Source organism: Tistrella arctica (assembly GCF_039630945.1).
GTDB lineage: Bacteria > Pseudomonadota > Alphaproteobacteria > Tistrellales > Tistrellaceae > Tistrella > Tistrella bauzanensis.
Genome location: NZ_JBBKTV010000001.1, coordinates 744,087 through 762,902, shown reverse-complemented (window position 1 = coordinate 762,902; position 18,816 = coordinate 744,087). Strand labels below are relative to the sequence as shown.

Below are 18,816 nucleotides of genomic sequence, written 5' to 3'. Positions count from 1 at the left end.
CGGGATCATGGCACGTCGGGTATGGGGCCGGGCTGGGCGCCCTGGCCGCACGTCCGACGCGTCCCTCAGGCGGGGGGCGCCGTCGCCGCTGTTCGGGCCGCAGCCGCACGCGCGTGTGCCGCTGACAACTCCGACCGTTCATGCGGGTGGCCCTCTGTCAGGCTGGCGGAGGATCGCTCCGGCCGCCTGTCCGCGCACCCGCGCCTTGTTGCATGAAGGCTTTCGGCATCAGGCGGGGCAATCTCATCGGCCCGGCCCTGAGCGCCATCATGCGTCCTGTTATTTGGATTGGCGTCGATCCCGATCCGGGTCAAGCGGGTGGCCGATTTTTTTTCAGGGGTCGAGATCCGGCAGTCTATGTCCTGTTCCCGCGATATGTGACGGCGGCTGGACTTGCCGCGCCGTCGACGCCTGTGGCACAACCGGATGCAACGGGCATCCATATGGGGTGCCGATGCGTGACCCCGACCGGCCCGACCCGGCCGATCGCCCCTGACATTCCGGAGAACGGCATGACCCGCCAGATCGGCCTTCCCGCCGCCCGCGCCCGCAAGGCCCGTCGTCCGCAGGCTGCTGCCCGTCTTGTGGCAGCCGGCGGCCTCGCCGCCCTGCTTGCCGCCTGCGCCAGCGCGCCGGTCGCCGAAACCGCCGTCGCATCGGTGCAGCCGCAGGTGGCGCCGGTGCCGGCACCGGCGGCGCCCGCCGCTCCGGTGCCGGTGTCGCTGGCCCATGCGCGCAGCGTCAGCCCCGACGATCCCGCCTTCGATGCCTGGGTGCAGGGCGTGAAAGCCGAAGCCCGCGGCAAGGGCATCTCGCAGGGCATTCTGGATGCGGCCTTCCGCGACGTGAAGCCGATCCCGCGGGTGATCGAACTCGACCGGTCGCAGCCGGAATCGACCATCACCTTCGAGCAGTACATGACCCGGGTGGTGCCGCAGCGGCGCGTCGACCAGGGCCGTCGGATGATGGCCGAGTTCCAGTCGGATCTGGCCGATGTCGAGGCGCGCTTCGGGGTGCCGGCCGAGGTGGTGGTGGCGCTGTGGGGGGTCGAGACCGATTTCGGCCGCGTGACCGGCAATTATCCGGTGATCGCATCGCTGGCGACGCTGGCCTATGAAGGGCGCCGCGCCAAGTTCTTCCGCGGCGAGCTGATGCACGCGCTGAAGATTCTCGACGAAGGCCATATCTCACCCGATCAGATGCGCGGCTCCTGGGCCGGCGCCATGGGCCAGAGCCAGTTCATGCCGTCGAGCTTCGTATCCTATGCCATCGATGGCGACGGCGACGGCCGCAAGGATATCTGGGGCACCCGCAAGGACGTGTTCGCCTCGGCGGCCAATTATCTGGCAAGCCGGGGCTGGGAACGTGGCTTCGGCTGGGGCGGCCCGGTCGATCTGCCGGCCGGTTTCGACCGCAGCCGCATCGGCCTGAAAGGCGAGACCCGCACGGTCGCGCAATGGGCGGCCGCGGGCGTGACCGGCAAGGATGGCGCGCCGCTGCCGGCACCGGCCAATGTTTCCGCACGCATCGTGCTGCCCGGCAAGCAGAATGGCCCGGCCTTCCTGGCCACCGACAATTACGAGGTCATTCTGCGCTGGAACCGCTCGCAGTATTTCGCAACCGCGGTGGGCACGCTTGCCGACCGCATTGCCGGCCGGTAACATCCGCAGCGCCTGCTTATCGTCAAGGAGACGACACGTCCATGGCTCCATCCGTCGACGGCAGCGTCATCCGCGCCAACCGCCGCAGACTGATGCTGACCGGCATCGCCGCCGCGACGCTGATGCTGGGCGCCTGTGCCGGGCGCCCGACGAGCGGTCCGATCACCTCGGCACCGACGGCCGGTGGCGCCGGTGCCTCGCAGGCGACATCGTCGCCGGGCCTGCCGAACCAGAAGATCGGCAAGCCCTATCAGGTGATGGGCAACTGGTATTATCCCTCCGTCGACCCGGATTATACCGAAGAGGGGCTGGCATCCTGGTATGGCCCGACCTTCCATGGCAAATACACCGCCAATGGCGAGGTCTATGACCAGAACGCCTTGTCGGCCGCCCACAAGACGCTGCCGTTGCCCTCGATCCTGCGGGTGACCAATCTTGAGAACGGCCGGGTGCTGATGGTTCGGGTCAACGACCGCGGGCCGTTCGTCGGCGACCGTATTCTGGATCTGTCCAAACGCTCGGCGCAGCTTCTTGGCGTGATCCAGAAGGGCACGGCGCGGGTGCGGGTCGAGAATGTCACCGATCAGGTCGGGCTGGACTATCTGCCGGAAGCCGACGGCGTGATGCTGGCATCGCTTGGCGCCGAGGCGACCGCCCAGCCGCCGGCCTCGTCGCCACGCGGCCCGGTCGTCGCCACCGCCAGCATCGTCGACGAACAGGTCGAGGCGGTGCCCACAGGCCAGGTGTATGCCACGCCGATCGAGCCGCCATCCGGCACCCGCACCACGCCCGGGTCGGCGCGGACCTATATTCAGGTCGGTGCTTTCCGCGAAGCCGAGAACGCGCGGGCGCTGGAAAACCGCCTGCTGGACTATGGCCGCACGGTCATCGCCACGGCCGATGTCGATGGGCAGCGGTTCTATCGCGTGCGCATCGGCCCGTTCGGCGCCACGCGTGAAGCGGAACAGGTGGTCGCGAAACTCAGCCGCGACGGGTATGGTCGTGGATCGCTGGTGGTCGACTGACGGCGTCGCATGAACATGACGAGCAATCGAAAGAGTATGACGGTGATCGCACAGAGCTTGCGCAGTGGCATGGCCGCCTTCGGCCGTCGCCGCGACATCCGAAGCGGCATCGCGCCCCGGGGCGTCGCTGTCGCCCTGATGGCGGCCGTGCTGGCCCCGGGTGCCGTGCTCGTGGCGTCCGGCACCGCGCTTGCGGCCGCACCGACCTTCGAGAGCGCCGGCAAACAGGCGATCCTGGTCGATGACCTGACGGGCAGTGTCCTTTACGCCAAGAATGCCGACGAACGCATGGCGCCGTCGTCGATGAGCAAGCTGATGACCGCCTATGTCCTGTTCGATCGTCTTAAATCGGGCCGGGTATCGATTTCCGACGAGTTCCCGGTCAGCGAGAAGGCCTGGCGGATGGGGGGCTCGAAGATGTTCGTCGAGCTGAACAGCCGGGTGAAGGTCGAGGATCTGATCCAGGGCATCATCGTGCAGTCGGGCAATGATGCCTGCGTGGTGGTGGCCGAGGCGCTGGCCGGCAGCGAGGACGCCTTCGCGCGGGTCATGAACGACACCGCCCGCGAGCTTGGCATGACCGGCAGCCATTTCACCAATGCCTCGGGCTGGCCTGATCCTGAGCACTATATGACCGCGCGTGATCTGGCGACCCTGGCCCGCCACATCATCGACGAGTTTCCCGAATACTATAAGTATTACTCGCAGACCGAATACACCTATGGCGGCATCAAGCAGGGCAACCGCAACCCGCTGCTGTACAAGGATATCGGCGTCGACGGCATGAAGACCGGCCATACCGAGGCCGGCGGCTATGGCCTGACCGCCTCGATGAAGCAGGGTGACCGGCGGCTGATCATGGTGGTCAACGGGCTCAGCGGCGTGAACGAGCGCTCGAATGAGGGCGAACGTCTGCTGTCGTGGGGCATGCGCGAATTCGAGAACCGCAAGCTGTTTTCAGCCGGCGAGGTGGTCGAGACCGCCGAGGTCTGGTTGGGCGATACCGGCACGGTGCCGCTGGTGCCGGCGCGGGATCTGGTGGTCACGATTCCGGTTGCCGACCGCAACAGCCTGACCGCCAAGGTGGTGTATGACGGCCCGGTACCCGCGCCGATCGCCGAAGGCCAGGAAATCGCGAAACTGGTGGTCGACGCGCCCGGCATCGAGCCCCTGGCGGTGCCGCTGGTTGCCGGGCAGACGGTGACCGAAGCCGGACCGATCGGCCGCATCCTGGCTGCCATCTCGCATTTCGTATCGGGTGTGGCCGAGGGCGGCGAGCCGCAGAAGCAGCCGTGACCCAGCGCGGCCGGTTCATCACCCTGGAAGGCGGCGAGGGCGGGGGAAAATCGACCCAGTTGCGCCGCCTGGCCCGGGCGCTGCGGGAACGGGGGCTCGATGTCGTCGAGACCCGCGAGCCCGGCGGCGCACCGGGAGCCGAGGCGATCCGGCCGCTGTTGACCCAGGGCGACACGGCGCGCTGGGACGTGTTGTCCGAAACCCTGCTGCTGGCGGCGGCGCGGCGCAATCATCTGGTCGAGACCATCCGCCCGGCGCTGGATGCGGGCCGGTGGGTGGTGTCGGACCGCTTCATCGACAGCACCCGCGCCTATCAGGGGGCGGCCCGCGGGCTGGACACCGCCATCATCTCGACGCTGGAGGTCTGGGTTCTGGACGGGCTGATGCCCGATCTGACCATCATTCTGGATATCGACCCGGCCATCGGCCTGGATCGTGCCGGGCGGCGGATCGAGACATCCGCCCCGGCATCGCCGGGGGCGGGCGAGGACCGGTTCGAGCGGATGGGGCTGGCCTTTCACCAGTGCTTGCGCGCGGCATTCCTCGACATCGCCGCCACCGAGCCCGGCCGCTGCGCCGTGGTCGATGCCGGGGACACGGCCGATGTGGTCGAGGCCCGGATCAGTGATCTGGTGACCGCGCGGCTTCTGCCGGCGGCGGATCGGGGCTGATGAAGCGCGATGATGGCGGCATGCAGGCCGCCGGCGACCTTGCCGGGCATCCCCGGACCGCCGCCGTGCTGGTGGGCCACCAGGCGGCGGAACAGGCATTCCTGGATGCCTGGAATGGCGGCCGGCTGCCCCATGCCTGGATGATCACCGGCCCCAAGGGCCTGGGCAAGGCGACACTCGCTTATCGTGTCGCCCGGTTCGTGCTGGCCGTCAGCGGTGATGCCGCGGCGGCCGAGGCCGGGCCGGGCCTGTTCGGTGCTGCCGGCCGCAATGACGGCGGGCCGGCGGCGACGCTGGATATCGCGGCCACGCATCCGGCCGCGCGCCGGCTGGCGGCCGGCAGTCATCCCGATCTGCTGGTGCTGGAACGCGGCATTGACGATCGCGGCCGGCCGCGGGCCGAGATCACGGTGGGCGAGGCGCGGGCGCTGAGGCCGTTTCTGGGCCAGACATCGGCCGCCGGCGGCTGGCGGGTGGCGATCATCGATGCCGCCGATGAGATGAACCGCAATGCCGCCAACGCGGTGCTGAAACTGCTGGAGGAACCGCCGTCACGGGCGCTGATCCTGATGGTTGCGCATGCGCCGGGGCGACTGCTGCCGACCATCCGCTCGCGCGCCCGGCGTCTGGCGCTGACACCGCTGGATGACGTCGCCATCGACCATTTCCTGGCGGCACGGGCCGCAGATGTGCCCGAAGCCCGACGTCTGATCGCCCGTGCCATGGCCGGTGGTGCCCCCGGCCGGGCACTGACCCTGGCCGAGGGCGATGGGCCCGCTTTGCTGACCGCCCTGATCGCCTGCCTGAACACCGATCGCCGCGAGCCCGACTGGCGGGCCCTGATCGCCCTTGGCGAACTGGTCGGCCGGCCCGACGCGCTGGAGGCCTATGAAGGGCTGGTCGAAGCCTGGGGTTGGTGGATGGCACGCTGGCTGCGCGCCCATGCCCGTCATGGCCGGATCGCGGCCGAGGTCATCACCGGTGAGGCCCGGCTTGCGGCGCGGCTGGCCGCGGCGCGTCCCCTTGAACAATGGATCGAGCTGTGGGATAGGTTGAGCGCGCGGCTTCGCCAGGCGCTCTCCGCCAATCTCGATCGCAAGCAGGTGCTGATCACCGTCGTTGCCGAGTTCGCGGCGGCGGGCGGTTGACGACGCCTCGCATCACGACCTGACCCGGCCCCGCTGTCCCGCGAGCGGCCGGCATGCCCCTGTCCGGGATCTGGAGAGCCAGCCGATGTCCGCGGCCGACGCGTTTTACATCACCACGCCGATCTATTACGTCAACGACAAGCCCCATATCGGGCATGCCTATACGACGATTTCATGCGACGTGATAGCCCGGTTCATGCGGCTCGACGGCAAGCGGGTGATGTTTCTGACCGGCACCGACGAGCACGGCCAGAAAGTCGCCAAATCGGCCGAATTGAAGGGCATCGCCCCGCAAGCGTTCACCGATGACGTGTCGGAGCGGTTCCGCGAACTGACCAAGCTGCTGAACATCAGCAATGACGATTTCATCCGCACCACCGAGCCGCGCCATCGCGACGCTTGTCAGGCCCTGTGGAAGACGCTGGTCGACAAGGGGGAGATCTATCTGGGCTCCTATGCCGGCTGGTATTCGGTGCGCGACGAGGCGTTCTATCAGGAAAGCGAGCTGGTCGGCGGCAAGGCCCCGACCGGCGCCGAGGTGGAATGGGTGGAGGAGCCCAGCTATTTCTTCCGCCTGTCGGCCTGGGCCGATCGTCTGCTGGCGCATTACGAACGCAATCCGGAGGCCATCCAGCCCGCCAGCCGCCGCAACGAGGTGCTGAGCTTCATCCGTGGCGGTCTGCATGACCTGTCGGTATCGCGCACGACGTTTTCGTGGGGCGTGCCGGTGCCGGGCGATCCGGCGCATGTGATGTATGTCTGGATCGATGCGCTGACCAACTACCTCACCGCGCTCGGCTATCCCGACACCACCGACGACCGGTTCAAGGCGTTCTGGCCAACCGTGCATCATACCGTCGGCAAGGACATCGTGCGCTTCCACGCGGTCTATTGGCCGGCCTTCCTGATGGCCGCCGGCCTGACGCCGCCGCGCCGGGTCTTCGCCCATGGCTGGTGGACGATCGAGGGCGAGAAGATGTCGAAGAGCATCGGAAACACCGTCGATCCGCATGATCTGGTCTCGACCTATGGCCTTGATCAGACCCGGTATTTCCTGATGCGCGAAGTGCCGTTCGGCAATGACGGCGATTTCTCGCGCCAGGCGATGATCGGCCGGATCAACAACGACCTCGCCAATGATTTCGGCAATCTGGTGCAGCGCGTGCTGTCGATGGTGCAGAAGAATTGCGGCGGCAAGGTGCCCTCGCCGGGTGTCGACGCCTCGCTTCTGGCTCAGGAACCGCTGATCGCCGATGCCCACGGGCTGGTCGAACGGGTGCGGCCGCTGATCGTGGCGCAGAGCTATCACAAGGCGCTGGAAGAAATCTGGGCCACTGTCGGTGCCGCCAACCGCTATATCGACCGGGAAGCCCCCTGGACCCTGCGCAAGACCGATCCCGATGCCATGGCGCGGGTGCTGTACATCCTGATGGAGACCATCCGCCATCTGGCGCTGGTGGTGCAGCCCTTCCTGCCGACATCGGCGGCACGTGTGCTGGATTTCCTGGGCGTCGCCGCCGATGACCGGGATTTCAAGGCCGTCGGCACCGCCCATGCGTTGCTGCCGGGCCGTGACATCGCCCAGCCGCAGCCCATCTTCCCCCGTATCGACACCTCGGCACCGGCGCCCGGCGCCGGCTGAGCCATCCTGCAAACAGGAACCGCGACGGATATCATGCTGGTCGACAGTCACTGCCATCTGGACTTCGCCGATTTCGACGGCGAGCTGGACACCATTCTGGATGCCGCCCGCGCCCAGGGTGTGCGGGCCTTCCAGACCATCTCCACCCGGCTGTCGACTTATCAGCGCGTGCGGGCGGTTGCCGCCGCTCATGACGATGTCTGGTGCTCGGTCGGTATTCATCCCCATGAGGCCGGCCCTGAAGGCCCGGTCGCGGCCGAAACCCTGATCGGGCTGGCGGCCGATGATCCCAAGGTCATCGGCATCGGCGAGACCGGGCTCGATTACTATTACGGCAAGAGCCCGCGCGAGGACCAGATCCGCACCTTCGAGGCCCATTGCGCCGCGTCGCGCGCCACCGGTCTGCCGGTGATCATCCACACCCGCGATGCCGATGACGACACCATCGCGGTGCTGGAACGCCAGATGGGGCAGGGGGTCTTTCCCGGCCTGATCCACTGCTTCACCGGCACCGACCGGCTGGCCGATGCGGCACTGGCGATGGGGCTGTCGATCTCGATTTCGGGCATCATCACCTTCCGCAATGCCGAGGAGCTGCGCCAGACCGTGAAGCGCGTGCCGCTGGACAAGCTTCTGGTGGAAACCGATGCGCCCTATCTGGCGCCGGTCCCGAAGCGCGGCAAACGCAACGAACCGGCCTTTGTTGCCTATACCGCGGCATTCCTGGCAGATTTGAAGGGCGTATCGGCCGGGGATCTGGCCATCGCGACCACCGACAATTTCTACCGGCTGTTCTCGAAGGCCGTACGACCGGCCCTGTCTGCGGCGGCGGGCTGAACGATGCTGTCGCCGATGCCCGCCCATCCGCACCCGCGCACGCCGCCCGATCCGGGCCGCATCCGGGTGGTGGTGCTGGGCTGTGGCACATCCACCGGCGTGCCGGTGATCGGCTGCGGCTGCCCGGTCTGCCTGTCGACCGACCCGCGCGACACGCGGCGGCGAGCCTCGATCATGGTGGAGACCGCCACGACCCGCATCGTGGTCGATACCGGCCCCGATTTCCGCGCCCAGATGTTGAGCGAGCGGGTCGACCGGCTGGACGGCGTGCTCTACACCCATGCCCATGCCGATCATATCCATGGCATCGACGATCTGCGGCCCTTCGCCTTCCGCACCGACCGGCCGATGCCGATCTATGCCGACGACGTCACCATGGACCGGCTGCATGACGGCTTCCGCTATGTGTTCCCCAACCCGGCCCGGCCCAATCCGCTGTATCCGCCGACCGCACAGGCGATGCGGATCGCGCCGGACGGTATGTTCACCATCGGCGACATCCCGGTCCGGGCCTTCCCCCAGACCCATGGCCGGATCACCAGCCTGGGGTTCCGCTTCGGTCCCATCGCCTACTCGACCGATGTCAACGCACTGGACGATGCCGCCTTCGACGTGCTGGCCGGTACCCGGTTGTGGATCGTCGATTGTCTGCGGGAACGGCCGCATATGACCCATTCCTGGCTGGACCAGACCCTGGAATGGATCGGCCGGGTCGGGCCCGAACAGGCGGTTCTGACCCATATGAATCACGAGATCGGCTATGCCGGTCTGGCGGCGCGCCTGCCGGACGGGGTCGTTCCCGGCCATGACGGCCTCAGCCTGGACCTGCCCCACAGCGCGGCCTGACCGCCCCTGCCTTGAAGGCCCCGCCCCATGGACCAGACGGCCATTCAGACCATTGTCTATGCAACGATGCGTGATCCGATTCTGTGGGTCTTGTGTATCGCCATTGGTTGGCGGCTGAACCGGCCGCTGATCACGCTGTTGTGGATGCTCACCGCCGGCGGCCTGTTCTTCGGCCTGTTCCGGGGCATGATCTATCGGGTGGCCTTCAATGAACCGCTGGAAGGCGGCGCCTTCGGCATCGTGGTTGCGTCAGCTCTGATCCTGACCCTGGCCGGCGGCATCGCAGTTCATGGTCTGCGCATGCTGACGGCGGGTCGCGGCACCTCGGCCACGAATGGCACCGACACTGGCGCCAGTGGTGGAACGCCGGCAACCAAAGCCGGCCCCGCCAGCCGCCGCGACGATCGTGCCGGCCGTCGCGGAAAGCAGGGTGGCCCTGGTCGGGGCGGCCAGAATCGGGGTAGCCCTGGTCGGGGCGGGCAGGGGCGCCGCGACCGGGGCTGATCGCTCCCCTTGGCAAGCGACGCCGTCATGCCCATTTGTGCGTCAGACGGGAAGATTGTCTTGCCCGTGTCGCATCATGGGAGACGCAGCCAGCCATGGCCAGACTGCGCCTGTTCCGCGTCGCCGCTCTGCTCGGGCGCGATGCCCTTGCCCTGATCTCCAGCCTTCGTGACCGCCGGCAGAGCTGGTCGGCGCGGATGGCCATTCTGGGCGTGCTGCTTTATGCGATCAGCCCGCTGGATCTGATCCCCGACTTCCTGATGATCATCGGCGTACTCGATGACCTGGCGGTGGTGGGCTTCGGGATGCGCTGGGCGCGTCGTCGTACGCCCGAACATGTGATGGCCGACCACCGTGGCCGGGTCGACCGGGTGCTGGACCGCTGGTTCGGCCCCTCCAATGCCCCGGCCGATGCCGGCAGCCGGCGGTTCTGACCGGCCCACGCGTCCAGAAAAGCCTCCCCCTCGATAAAAATCGTCAACGGCCGGGATGAAACCCGGCCGTTGCTGCGTATACAGGATATGAACACAAATCGCAGTGGCTTCGATGTGGTGGGGGAACTGGGCGCGCTTCGGCGTTATGCCCGGGTGCTGACCCGCGACGAGGCCGAGGCGGAGGATCTCGTTCACGATGCGCTGGTGCGGGCTTACGAGCGCCGCAGCAGCTTTCGCAGCGGCGGCAATCTGAAGGGCTGGCTGCTGGCGATCGTGCACAACACCTTCATCTCGGCGCGACGCGCCAGCCGTGCCCGCACCACGCGCGACAATCACGCCGCCAGCCTGGATCCGCTGCATGTCGAGCCATCGCAGGATGGCGTCGTGCGCCTGGATCAGGTGCGGCGGGCGTTTCTGCGCCTGCCCGACGAACAGCGCGAAGCCCTGCATCTGGTCGCCATCGAAGGCATGTCCTATCAGGATGCGGCGGCCACACTGGATGTGCCGGTGGGGACGCTGATGTCACGGATCGGCCGCGCCCGTGCGGCCTTGCGGGCGATGGAAGACGCAGCCGACGCCGCGACGACGAGCGGCGGCGACGGGATACCGCATCTGCGTGTGGTGGGAGGATCGGATGACCGTGCCAACTGAACGCATCCCCGATTTCGACCTGCACGCCTATGTCGACGGCCAGTTGGACATCGCGCGCCGGATGGATGTGGAGGATTATCTGTCCCGCCATCCGGATGTTGCAGCCCAGGTGATGGCCGATCTGCGCACCCGCGATGCCCTGCGGATCGCCTTCGCGGCGCCGGCGGGCCGGTCGACGCCGCGGCTGGTGGAAGCCGGCCGACGACTGGAGCGTGGCCTCGCCTTCGCAGGCGTGGCCCGCCGTTTCCAGCGCGCTGCCGCCGTCGTGGCTCTGCTGTCGATCGGCTGGGCGGCCCATGGCCAGTTCGGCGGCATTTCCACCAGCGAGGCGGCGCCGAGCCCGCCGGCTTTCGTCGATGAGGCGCTGGTTGCCCATCAGGTGGCCCTGCTGCGCCAGTCGATGACCTCGGCGGCGGTGGCGGCGCATCTGGATGCCGAAGAGATCCGGGCGGCGACCCGGATCGCACTGCCGCAGTTACCCGCGGACTGGCAAGTGGTGGATGTGCAGGTTTTCCCGGCCGGCGATGGCCCCAGCGTCGAATTGACCCTGGATGATCGCAAGCTGGGCCGGATGTCGTTGTTCGCGGTCAGGGTGGACGATTTCGCCGTGTCCTGGCCGCAGGAAGTGAAGGCCGACGCCGCCACTGCCGCCTTCTGGCAGATCGGCGATCAGGCCTATGTGTTGACCGCCAGTGCCGCCGATCTGCGGGATCTGGGGGCGGCTGCGGACCGCCTGGCCCGCAGTTTGTACTGAGAACATGACGAAGGGCAGGGCGGCCGGCTTTGGGCGCCATTCCCTTCAAAGACGACCACAAACGATCCGGACCCACAGGTGTCATCGCCCGCCGTCATGGCGGGCACGGCCCTGCAAGCGGTCCTGCAACGGGGACTGAACGCATATGAACCTGCCTCCCTTCGCCCGCGAAGCCGTCCAGGGCCAGACCCGCGGCGCCGTTTACGACGAGGGCCTCCGGCGGCACATGCTCCGGGTCTATAACTATATGGGCCTGGGGCTGGTCCTGACCGGTCTCGTCGCGTTTCTGGTCGGCACCACGCCGGCCCTGTATGTGCCGATCTTCAGCACCCCGCTCAAATGGGTGGTGATGCTGGCGCCGCTGGCCTTCGTGCTGGTGTTCTCGTTCCGCATGCACAAAATGTCGGCTGCCGGCGCCCAGATGGCGTTCTGGGCCTTCTGTGCGGTGATGGGTCTGTCGCTGTCGTCGATCTTCCTGGTGTTCACCGGGGCCAGCATCGCGCGCACCTTCTTCATCGCCGCCGCCATGTTCGGTGCCACCAGCCTCTATGGCTATACCACCAAGCGTGACCTGTCGAAGTTCGGCTCGTTCCTGATCATGGGCCTGATCGGCGTGGTGATCGCCAGCCTGGTCAATATCTTCGTCGGCTCGACCATGCTGCAGTTCGCCGTGTCGGTGATCGGCGTGCTGGTCTTCGTCGGCCTGACCGCCTGGGACACCCAGTCGATCAAGGAACAGTACTCGGAAAACTGGGATGCGGAATCGACCCAGAAGCTGGCCGTGTTCGGGGCGTTCTCGCTGTATCTCAACTTCGTGAACCTGTTCCAGCTTCTGCTGAGCCTGACCGGCCAGCGCGAGGAATGATCCGCTAACCCGGCTCGGCGCCGTCTCCGCCACGCAGGGGCAGGGGACGGCCTTGAGCCCATACGCACCCGACCACATCATCTTTCCATCAGGGAACCGTTGACGTCATGAACGCTCAGGACCGCAAAGCCATCGACGACCTTTTCGCCAGGCTGGGACAGGTCGAGCAGAATGCCGGTCCGCGTGATGCCGAGGCCGACGCGGTGATCCGTCAGCAGGTATCGAGCCACCCGGCGGCGCCCTATTACATGGCGCAGACCATCGTGGTTCAGGAACACGCGCTGAACGCAGCCCAGCAGCGGATTCAAGAGCTTGAACACGCGCTGGCATCGCGGCCGGCCGGCGGCGGGTTTCTGTCCAGCCTGTTTGGCGGCGGCAATCGCGGACCACAGCCGGCACCGCAGCCACGCGCTGCTGCCGGCTATGGCCAGCAGCAGCCGGGCGGGGCGGCCGGATATCAACAGCAGCAGCCGGGCGGCGCTCCCTGGGGTGCGCAGGCTCAGCAGCCCCGCCGTGGCGGCGGCTTTCTGGCCGGCGCCGCACAGACCGCCATGGGTGTTGCGGGCGGTGTCGTGCTCGGCAACATGATCGCCGGCATGCTCAGCCCCGATGAGGCCATGGCGGCCGCACCGGGAGAGCCGATGCCTGACGAGATGGATCCCGCCGCCGACATGCCGGCGGATGACGGCGGCTTCTTCGGTGGCGACGACGAGTTGTTCTGACGAGACCGGAATTTCGGCCACCCCCGGACGCTGATCGCACGTGCTCCGGGGGCAGCCATACCAGGTTCGATGGCCGGCACGACGAGATCTTGTGCAGGCCATCGACCACCGACCGGCCAAGCATCGACCTTTGCCCGCTTGCCGGTCGTGCCTTCGGCGGTCCGCCCTGACCTCCGAAGGTTTGCCCATCCGATCCGGCTGCCCCCGGATCGGTCGCCGATGCGGACGTGACTGTCTCCCGGGGAACGGTTCAAAGACCGTTCCCCGGCTTTTTATATGGGGCACCCGCTGGTGCTGAAGTCCCGCGCTGTCGGGAAGGGCAGGCCGGTCAGACCAGCGGCCCTGTCCGCTTCCGCGCGTCGTGATCATCCAGGGGTGTCGATATCGGCAGCATCTCCAGCACCTCGAAGGACCGGATGGATGGCGTCAGATGGCATCCAAAGGGTCGTGTGGGCGCGGATAGAATATCTCGGCGAAGTTCCTGGAAACACAGATGGTTCTGGGTCTTCGGCCAAGTCTTATTTTCCATAATATAGCTTATGCGATTTACTGGTTGAAAATCATTATGGTGGGATGGTGCAATCCCGACCGGATCGGTCTTATATATGGGGCCTGTACAAGGTCGCCCCGATACGGAGCCAGTCGATCTCATGAGCCTGCTCGCCCAAACCCCGATCTCCGTCCTGGACCTGTCGCCGATCCGGGCCGGACAGACCATCGCCCGGTCCTTCACCGACAGTCTGGCGCTGGCCCGCCATGTCGAGCGGCTGGGTTATACCCGCTACTGGCTTGCCGAGCACCACAACATTCCCGGTGTCGCCAGTTCGGCGACCGCGGTGCTGATCGGCTATATTGCCGGCGGCACGTCGACGATCCGGGTCGGATCCGGCGGCATCATGCTGCCGAACCATGCGCCGCTGATCGTGGCCGAGCAGTTCGGTACGCTTGAGACGCTGTATCCCGGCCGCATCGATCTGGGGCTTGGCCGGGCGCCGGGTACCGACGGCATGACCGCGCGGGCGCTGCGCCGTGACCTCACCAGTCACGGCGACGATTTCCAGCCGCTGCTGGCTGAGCTGCGCAATTACCTTCGCACGCCGGAGGCACCCTCGCCTTACGCCGTGCGCGCAATTCCAGGCGAAGGCACCAATGTGCCGATCTGGCTGCTGGGCTCCAGCGGCTACAGCGCCGAACTTGCCGGCCGCCTTGGTCTGCCATTTGCCTTCGCCGGCCAGTTCGCGCCACGCTATATGATGCAGGCGCTGGCGATCTATCGCCATGTCTTCGAGCCGTCGGAGGTGCTGGACGCGCCCTATGCGATGATCGGCACCAATGTCATCGCCGCTGAAACCGATGCCGAGGCCGACTATCTCTCGACATCGGCCAAGCAGCATATTCTGAACCTGATCCGCAATGATATGAAGCCGATGCAGCCGCCTGTCGACAGCATGGATGCACTGTGGACAGCCCGTGAGGCCGAGGCTGTGGCCAGTTTCCTCGGCGCCTCGGTCATTGGTGGCCGTGAGACGGTCGCCGCCGGGCTGGAACACCTGCTGGACGCCACCGGCGCCAATGAAGTCATGATCAACGCCGCCGTCTATGACCAGGCCGCTCGCCAGCGCTCATACGGTATCGTGGCCGAGTTGCGGGATCGCGCCGCCAGCGCGGCCTGATCAATCGAGCTACCGGGCCACGTCCGGTCCACACCATGGGCCAGAGGTGGTTCGTCATGGACCGGTCGGCGAGGGAGCGGTAGAAAGGAGCGCCGGAGGATGGTGCCCGTCGGGGGCACAGGCCGCCCGCGCTCCGACCTCACCCGCTCAAGGCCGAGGCCCTGCCCGTCATGACCGATGATGCCGCATTCCTCCGCAACCGCCGCCAGATCGATGCCCTGATCGCGGTGATGGTGCGGCTGCGCGATCCGAACACCGGATGTCCATGGGATCTGGCGCAGGATTTCTCGACCATCGCGCCCTATACCATCGAAGAGGCATACGAGGTCGCCGACGCCATCGACCGGGGCGCCATGGCCGATCTTGCCGACGAGCTTGGCGACCTGCTGCTTCAGGTGGTGTTCCACGCGCGGATGGCCGAAGAGGCCGGCGCTTTCGCATTCCCCGACGTGGTCGAGGCGATCGTCACCAAGATGATCCGCCGGCATCCGCATGTGTTTGCCGATGATGCCGCGCCGGATGCAGCCGGCATTGCGCAGGTGAAGCGGCGCTGGGAAGATATCAAGGCCGAAGAACGCGCCGCGAAGGGAACCACCACCGCTGGACCGGCCAGCCTGATGGACGATGTCGGCCGCGCCCTGCCCGCCTTGATGCGCGCCACCAAGCTTGGCAAGCGTGCCGGCCGGATCGGCTTCGACTGGCCCGACGCCGGCGGCATCCTAGACAAGGTCGAGGAAGAGGCCGCGGAACTGCGGGAGGCGATGGCGGCCGGCCGGACCGATGCGATGCGCGAAGAGGTGGGCGACCTGCTGTTCACCGTCGCCCAACTGGCCCGCAAGCTCGACATGGATGCCGAAGATGCGCTCCGGCTGGCCAACGCCAAGTTCGAGCGTCGCTTCCGGTCGGTCGAACAACAGCTTGATCCGCAGGAACGATCTGCCCCAGTCGATGCCGATCGGCTGGAGGCTTTGTGGCAGGTGGCGAAGGCCCGTACCGGTGCCGACACCTGACCACCCGACCATCACCCACCCGACCAGATCCCCCAGGGAGATTTCTCGATGACCGACCGTCTGACCGTACTGATCACCGGCGCCACTGCCGGCTTCGGTGCCGCCCTCGCCCGCGCCTATGCGGCATCGGGCGATCGCCTCGTCCTGATCGGGCGGCGGACCGAGCGGCTTGAGGCGCTGAAGGCCGAGCTTGGCGGCGAGGTTCACGTCGTCACCCTCGACGTCCGCGACCGTGCGGCGGTGGAAACCGCCATCGCCGCCCTGCCCGCACCGTTCGATGCCGTCGACGTCCTGATCAACAATGCCGGCCTCGCCCGGGGTCTCAACCCGGCCCAGTCGGCGGATCTGGACGACTGGGACACCATGATCGACACCAACATCAAGGGCGTCACCTATATGGCGCGCGCGGTGCTGCCGGGCATGGTGGCGCGCGATCGCGGCCATGTCATCAACCTGGGCTCGGTCGCCGGCACCTATCCCTATCCGGGCGGCAATGTGTATGGCGGCACCAAGGCCTTCGTGCACCAGTTCTCACTTAACCTGCGCGCCGACCTTCTGGGCTCGAACGTCCGTGTCACCTGCATCGAGCCGGGCATGGCGGAAACCGAATTCAGTCTGGTGCGGTTCTCGGGCGACGACAGCCGTGCCTCGAAGGTCTATGAGGGCATGACCCCGATGAGCGCCGACGACATTGCCGGCGTCATCCATTGGGTGACCAAGATGCCGCGGCATGTGAATGTCAACACGCTGGAACTGATGCCGGTGATGCAGGCGTTCAACAATTTCGCGATCAAGCGTAGCTGATACCGCCACCATCCGCCGCTTGACGACATGCCCGTCCGGATTGATCCGGGCGGGCATTTTTTCGTCGGCAGTGCTGTCCGGCACAAGGACCCACAGAGACGTCGCCACAAAGAAAAAGCCGCAGCCCCGTTTCCGGGACTGCGGCCTCGTCTTTGGTCAGATCCGAGACCCGAAGGTCCGGATGGTCCGGGTTCGGCTGGATCAGAAATCCATGCCGCCCATGCCACCCATTCCGCCCATGCCACCGGCCGGGGAGGAGTCCTTCTTCTCGGGCTTCTCGGCGATCATCGCCTCGGTGGTGATCAGCAGACCGACAACCGATGCCGCGTCCTGCAGGGCGCTGCGGACAACCTTCACCGGGTCGATGATGCCGGCCTTCACCAGGTCGGTATACTCGCCCTTCTGGGCGTCGAAGCCCCAGTTGGTGTCGGTGCTCTCCAGCAGCTTGCCGGCGATCACCGCGCCATCGACGCCGGCATTGTCGGCGATCTGGCGAACCGGGCGGCTCAGCGCACGGCGGACGATGTCGATGCCGGTGGTCTGGTCGGCATTGGCGCCGGCCAGGCCTTCAAGCGCCGAGATGGCATACAGCAGCGCGGTACCGCCGCCGGGGACGATGCCCTCTTCGACCGCGGCGCGGGTCGCATGCAGCGCGTCGTCGACGCGGTCCTTGCGCTCCTTCACCTCGGTCTCGCTGGCGCCGCCGACGCGGATCACCGCGACGCCGCCGGCCAGCTTCGCCAGACGCTCCTGGAGCTTCTCACGGTCGTAGTCCGAGGTGGTTTCCTCGATCTGCGCCTTGATCTGCGCCACGCGGCCCTGGATTTCGTCCTTCTCGCCCGCACCGTCGACGATGGTGGTGTCGTCCTTGGTGATGCGGACCATCTTGGCGGTGCCGAGCATGTCGATGGTGACAGTCTCAAGCTTGATGCCCAGATCTTCCGAGATCACCTGGCCGCCGGTCAGGATCGCGATGTCCTGCAGCATGGCCTTGCGGCGATCGCCGAAGCCGGGGGCCTTGACGGCCGCGACGCGCAGGCCGCCACGCAGCTTGTTGACCACCAGGGTGGCCATGGCCTCGCCTTCGACGTCCTCGGCGATGATCAGCAGCGGGCGGTTCTGCTGAACCACCGACTCAAGCACCGGCAGCATCGGCTGAAGGCTCGACAGCTTCTTCTCGTAGAGAAGGATCAGCGGGCTCTCAAGCTCGGCTTCCATCTTCTCGGCATTGGTGACGAAATACGGCGAGACATAGCCGCGATCGAACTGCATGCCCTCGACCACGTCCAGCTCGGTCAGCAGGCTCTTCGCCTCCTCGACCGTGATGACGCCTTCCTTGCCGACCTTCTGCATGGCCTCGGCGATCATCTCGCCGATTTCACGCTCGCCATTGGCCGAAATCGTGCCGACCTGCGAAATCTCGTCCGAGGTGTTGATCGGGCTCGACCGGGTCTTCAGGGTCTCGACGACCTTGATCACCGCCTGATCGATGCCGCGCTTCAGATCCATCGGGTTCATGCCGGCGGCAACCGACTTGAGGCCTTCGTTGAAGATCGCCTGGGCCAGCACGGTGGCGGTGGTGGTGCCGTCACCGGCATTGTCGGCCGTGCGCGAGGCAACTTCGCGAACGAGCTGGGCGCCCATGTTCTCGAACTTGTCCGACAGCTCGATTTCCTTGGCAACCGAGACGCCGTCCTTGGTGATGCGTGGCGCACCGAAGGACTTCTCGATCACGACGTTGCGGCCCTTCGGGCCCAGCGTCACCTTCACGGCATTGGCAAGGGCGTCGACACCGCGCTGAATCTTGACGCGGGCGTCATTACCAAACTTGATTTCCTTGGCAGCCATGTTCGTTCCTCGAAAGCTCGAATTGTGACAGGGGCGCGCCTGGATGGGTGCTGCATCCCTGAAGATCGTGGACGGCTTCGGTCACCCGAAGCCGGAGGTCTAGGGCGGTTGAGAGGGATCAGCCCTCGATCACGCCGAAGATGTCCTGCTCCTTCAGGATCAGAACGTCCTGGCCGTCGACCTTCACCTCGGTGCCGGACCACTTGCCATAAAGCACGCGGTCGCCGACCTTCACGTCGAGCGCCACCAGCTTGCCGTCGTCGCCGCGGGTGCCGTTGCCCACCGCAACAACTTCGCCCTGCTGCGGCTTCTCCTTGGCGGTGTCGGGGATAATGATGCCGCCGGCCGTCTTCTGCTCCTGCTCGATCGGGCGCACAACGACGCGATCATGCAGCGGACGAATCGCCATGGTTAATCTCTCCAGT

At 66.6% G+C, this 18,816-nt stretch carries 19 protein-coding genes; 17 read left to right on the top strand and 2 right to left on the bottom strand.

Annotated features, from left to right (window positions below; all coding sequences use genetic code 11):
• Positions 1-512: 512 nt before the first annotated feature.
• From WG924_RS03525 to WG924_RS03445, 17 genes are all read left to right on the top strand, one after another.
• The gene (locus WG924_RS03525; RefSeq protein WP_345931625.1) at positions 513-1,661 is read left to right on the top strand and encodes a lytic murein transglycosylase; all 1,149 of its coding nucleotides are present in this window, start codon (positions 513-515) and stop codon (positions 1,659-1,661) included.
• A 41-nt stretch (positions 1,662-1,702) separates the two neighbouring features.
• On the top strand, positions 1,703-2,686 hold the full coding sequence (locus WG924_RS03520; protein WP_345931624.1) for a septal ring lytic transglycosylase RlpA family protein: 984 nt from the start codon (positions 1,703-1,705) through the stop codon (positions 2,684-2,686).
• A 36-nt stretch (positions 2,687-2,722) separates the two neighbouring features.
• On the top strand, positions 2,723-3,982 hold the full coding sequence (locus tag WG924_RS03515) for a D-alanyl-D-alanine carboxypeptidase family protein (protein ID WP_345931623.1): 1,260 nt from the start codon (positions 2,723-2,725) through the stop codon (positions 3,980-3,982).
• Positions 3,979-4,653, top strand: coding sequence for a dTMP kinase (tmk, locus tag WG924_RS03510; RefSeq protein WP_345931622.1), 675 nt, complete (start codon positions 3,979-3,981; stop codon positions 4,651-4,653). Before WG924_RS03515 ends, tmk begins: the two co-directional genes overlap by 4 nt.
• A complete protein-coding gene (locus WG924_RS03505; protein ID WP_345931621.1) occupies positions 4,653-5,801 on the top strand; it encodes a DNA polymerase III subunit delta' in 1,149 nt (382 codons plus the stop codon). The genes tmk and WG924_RS03505 overlap by 1 nt, the downstream gene beginning before the upstream one ends.
• A gap of 85 nt (positions 5,802-5,886) precedes the next feature.
• Complete coding sequence (gene metG / locus WG924_RS03500; protein WP_345931620.1) at positions 5,887-7,443, top strand: methionine--tRNA ligase; 1,557 nt, start codon at positions 5,887-5,889, stop codon at positions 7,441-7,443.
• A gap of 33 nt (positions 7,444-7,476) precedes the next feature.
• Positions 7,477-8,280 carry a TatD family hydrolase gene (locus WG924_RS03495; protein ID WP_345931619.1) on the top strand — a complete coding sequence of 268 codons (804 nt, stop codon included), beginning with the start codon at positions 7,477-7,479 and terminating at the stop codon, positions 8,278-8,280.
• Between the two features lie 15 nt (positions 8,281-8,295).
• A complete protein-coding gene (locus WG924_RS03490) occupies positions 8,296-9,126 on the top strand; it encodes an MBL fold metallo-hydrolase (RefSeq protein WP_345931618.1) in 831 nt (276 codons plus the stop codon).
• A gap of 27 nt (positions 9,127-9,153) precedes the next feature.
• Positions 9,154-9,630, top strand: a complete 477-nt coding sequence (locus WG924_RS03485) for a hypothetical protein (RefSeq protein WP_345931617.1) — start codon at positions 9,154-9,156, stop codon at positions 9,628-9,630.
• 95 nt (positions 9,631-9,725) lie between these two features.
• Positions 9,726-10,064: a YkvA family protein gene (locus WG924_RS03480; RefSeq protein ID WP_345931616.1), complete on the top strand. Its 339-nt coding sequence runs from the start codon at positions 9,726-9,728 to the stop codon at positions 10,062-10,064.
• Between the two features lie 87 nt (positions 10,065-10,151).
• The gene (locus tag WG924_RS03475) at positions 10,152-10,715 is read left to right on the top strand and encodes a sigma-70 family RNA polymerase sigma factor (RefSeq protein ID WP_345931615.1); all 564 of its coding nucleotides are present in this window, start codon (positions 10,152-10,154) and stop codon (positions 10,713-10,715) included.
• Positions 10,699-11,469, top strand: a complete 771-nt coding sequence (locus tag WG924_RS03470; protein WP_345931614.1) for an anti-sigma factor — start codon at positions 10,699-10,701, stop codon at positions 11,467-11,469. Before WG924_RS03475 ends, WG924_RS03470 begins: the two co-directional genes overlap by 17 nt.
• 145 nt (positions 11,470-11,614) lie before the next feature.
• Entirely contained in the window at positions 11,615-12,334 is a 720-nt protein-coding gene (locus WG924_RS03465; RefSeq protein WP_345931613.1) for a Bax inhibitor-1/YccA family protein, read from the top strand.
• A gap of 107 nt (positions 12,335-12,441) precedes the next feature.
• Positions 12,442-13,056, top strand: a complete 615-nt coding sequence (locus WG924_RS03460) for a DUF2076 domain-containing protein (RefSeq protein WP_345931612.1) — start codon at positions 12,442-12,444, stop codon at positions 13,054-13,056.
• A 650-nt stretch (positions 13,057-13,706) separates the two neighbouring features.
• Positions 13,707-14,729, top strand: a complete 1,023-nt coding sequence (locus WG924_RS03455) for an LLM class flavin-dependent oxidoreductase (RefSeq protein ID WP_345931611.1) — start codon at positions 13,707-13,709, stop codon at positions 14,727-14,729.
• Positions 14,730-14,899: 170 nt separating this feature from the next.
• Complete coding sequence (mazG, locus tag WG924_RS03450; protein ID WP_345931610.1) at positions 14,900-15,739, top strand: nucleoside triphosphate pyrophosphohydrolase; 840 nt, start codon at positions 14,900-14,902, stop codon at positions 15,737-15,739.
• A 48-nt stretch (positions 15,740-15,787) separates the two neighbouring features.
• Positions 15,788-16,543, top strand: a complete 756-nt coding sequence (locus WG924_RS03445) for an SDR family NAD(P)-dependent oxidoreductase (protein WP_345931609.1) — start codon at positions 15,788-15,790, stop codon at positions 16,541-16,543.
• Between the two features lie 201 nt (positions 16,544-16,744).
• Here WG924_RS03445 and groL read toward each other — a convergent pair whose 3' ends face one another.
• Positions 16,745-18,391: a chaperonin GroEL gene (groL, locus tag WG924_RS03440; RefSeq protein ID WP_345931608.1), complete on the bottom strand. Its 1,647-nt coding sequence runs from the start codon at positions 18,389-18,391 to the stop codon at positions 16,745-16,747.
• 118 nt (positions 18,392-18,509) lie between these two features.
• On the bottom strand, positions 18,510-18,800 hold the full coding sequence (gene groES / locus WG924_RS03435) for a co-chaperone GroES (RefSeq protein ID WP_188577348.1): 291 nt from the start codon (positions 18,798-18,800) through the stop codon (positions 18,510-18,512).
• Between the last annotated feature and the right edge of the window lie 16 nt (positions 18,801-18,816).

What these genes read in the sequence shown, in the direction of transcription:
- WG924_RS03465 (WP_345931613.1), top strand. Translation starts at nt 11,615, where the DNA reads ATGAACCTGCCTCCCTTCGCCCGCGAAGCCGTCCAGGGCCAGACCCGC.
- WG924_RS03515 (WP_345931623.1), top strand. Translation starts at nt 2,723, where the DNA reads ATGACGGTGATCGCACAGAGCTTGCGCAGTGGCATGGCCGCCTTCGGC.
- WG924_RS03495 (WP_345931619.1), top strand. Translation starts at nt 7,477, where the DNA reads ATGCTGGTCGACAGTCACTGCCATCTGGACTTCGCCGATTTCGACGGC.
- WG924_RS03460 (WP_345931612.1), top strand. Translation starts at nt 12,442, where the DNA reads ATGAACGCTCAGGACCGCAAAGCCATCGACGACCTTTTCGCCAGGCTG.
- WG924_RS03490 (WP_345931618.1), top strand. Translation starts at nt 8,296, where the DNA reads ATGCCCGCCCATCCGCACCCGCGCACGCCGCCCGATCCGGGCCGCATC.
- WG924_RS03475 (WP_345931615.1), top strand. Translation starts at nt 10,152, where the DNA reads ATGAACACAAATCGCAGTGGCTTCGATGTGGTGGGGGAACTGGGCGCG.
- WG924_RS03485 (WP_345931617.1), top strand. Translation starts at nt 9,154, where the DNA reads ATGGACCAGACGGCCATTCAGACCATTGTCTATGCAACGATGCGTGAT.
- WG924_RS03455 (WP_345931611.1), top strand. Translation starts at nt 13,707, where the DNA reads ATGAGCCTGCTCGCCCAAACCCCGATCTCCGTCCTGGACCTGTCGCCG.
- WG924_RS03505 (WP_345931621.1), top strand. Translation starts at nt 4,653, where the DNA reads ATGAAGCGCGATGATGGCGGCATGCAGGCCGCCGGCGACCTTGCCGGG.
- WG924_RS03525 (WP_345931625.1), top strand. Translation starts at nt 513, where the DNA reads ATGACCCGCCAGATCGGCCTTCCCGCCGCCCGCGCCCGCAAGGCCCGT.
- groES (WP_188577348.1), bottom strand. Translation starts at nt 18,800, where the DNA reads ATGGCGATTCGTCCGCTGCATGATCGCGTCGTTGTGCGCCCGATCGAG.
- groL (WP_345931608.1), bottom strand. Translation starts at nt 18,391, where the DNA reads ATGGCTGCCAAGGAAATCAAGTTTGGTAATGACGCCCGCGTCAAGATT.
- mazG (WP_345931610.1), top strand. Translation starts at nt 14,900, where the DNA reads ATGACCGATGATGCCGCATTCCTCCGCAACCGCCGCCAGATCGATGCC.
- WG924_RS03480 (WP_345931616.1), top strand. Translation starts at nt 9,726, where the DNA reads ATGGCCAGACTGCGCCTGTTCCGCGTCGCCGCTCTGCTCGGGCGCGAT.
- metG (WP_345931620.1), top strand. Translation starts at nt 5,887, where the DNA reads ATGTCCGCGGCCGACGCGTTTTACATCACCACGCCGATCTATTACGTC.
- WG924_RS03445 (WP_345931609.1), top strand. Translation starts at nt 15,788, where the DNA reads ATGACCGACCGTCTGACCGTACTGATCACCGGCGCCACTGCCGGCTTC.
- WG924_RS03520 (WP_345931624.1), top strand. Translation starts at nt 1,703, where the DNA reads ATGGCTCCATCCGTCGACGGCAGCGTCATCCGCGCCAACCGCCGCAGA.
- WG924_RS03470 (WP_345931614.1), top strand. Translation starts at nt 10,699, where the DNA reads ATGACCGTGCCAACTGAACGCATCCCCGATTTCGACCTGCACGCCTAT.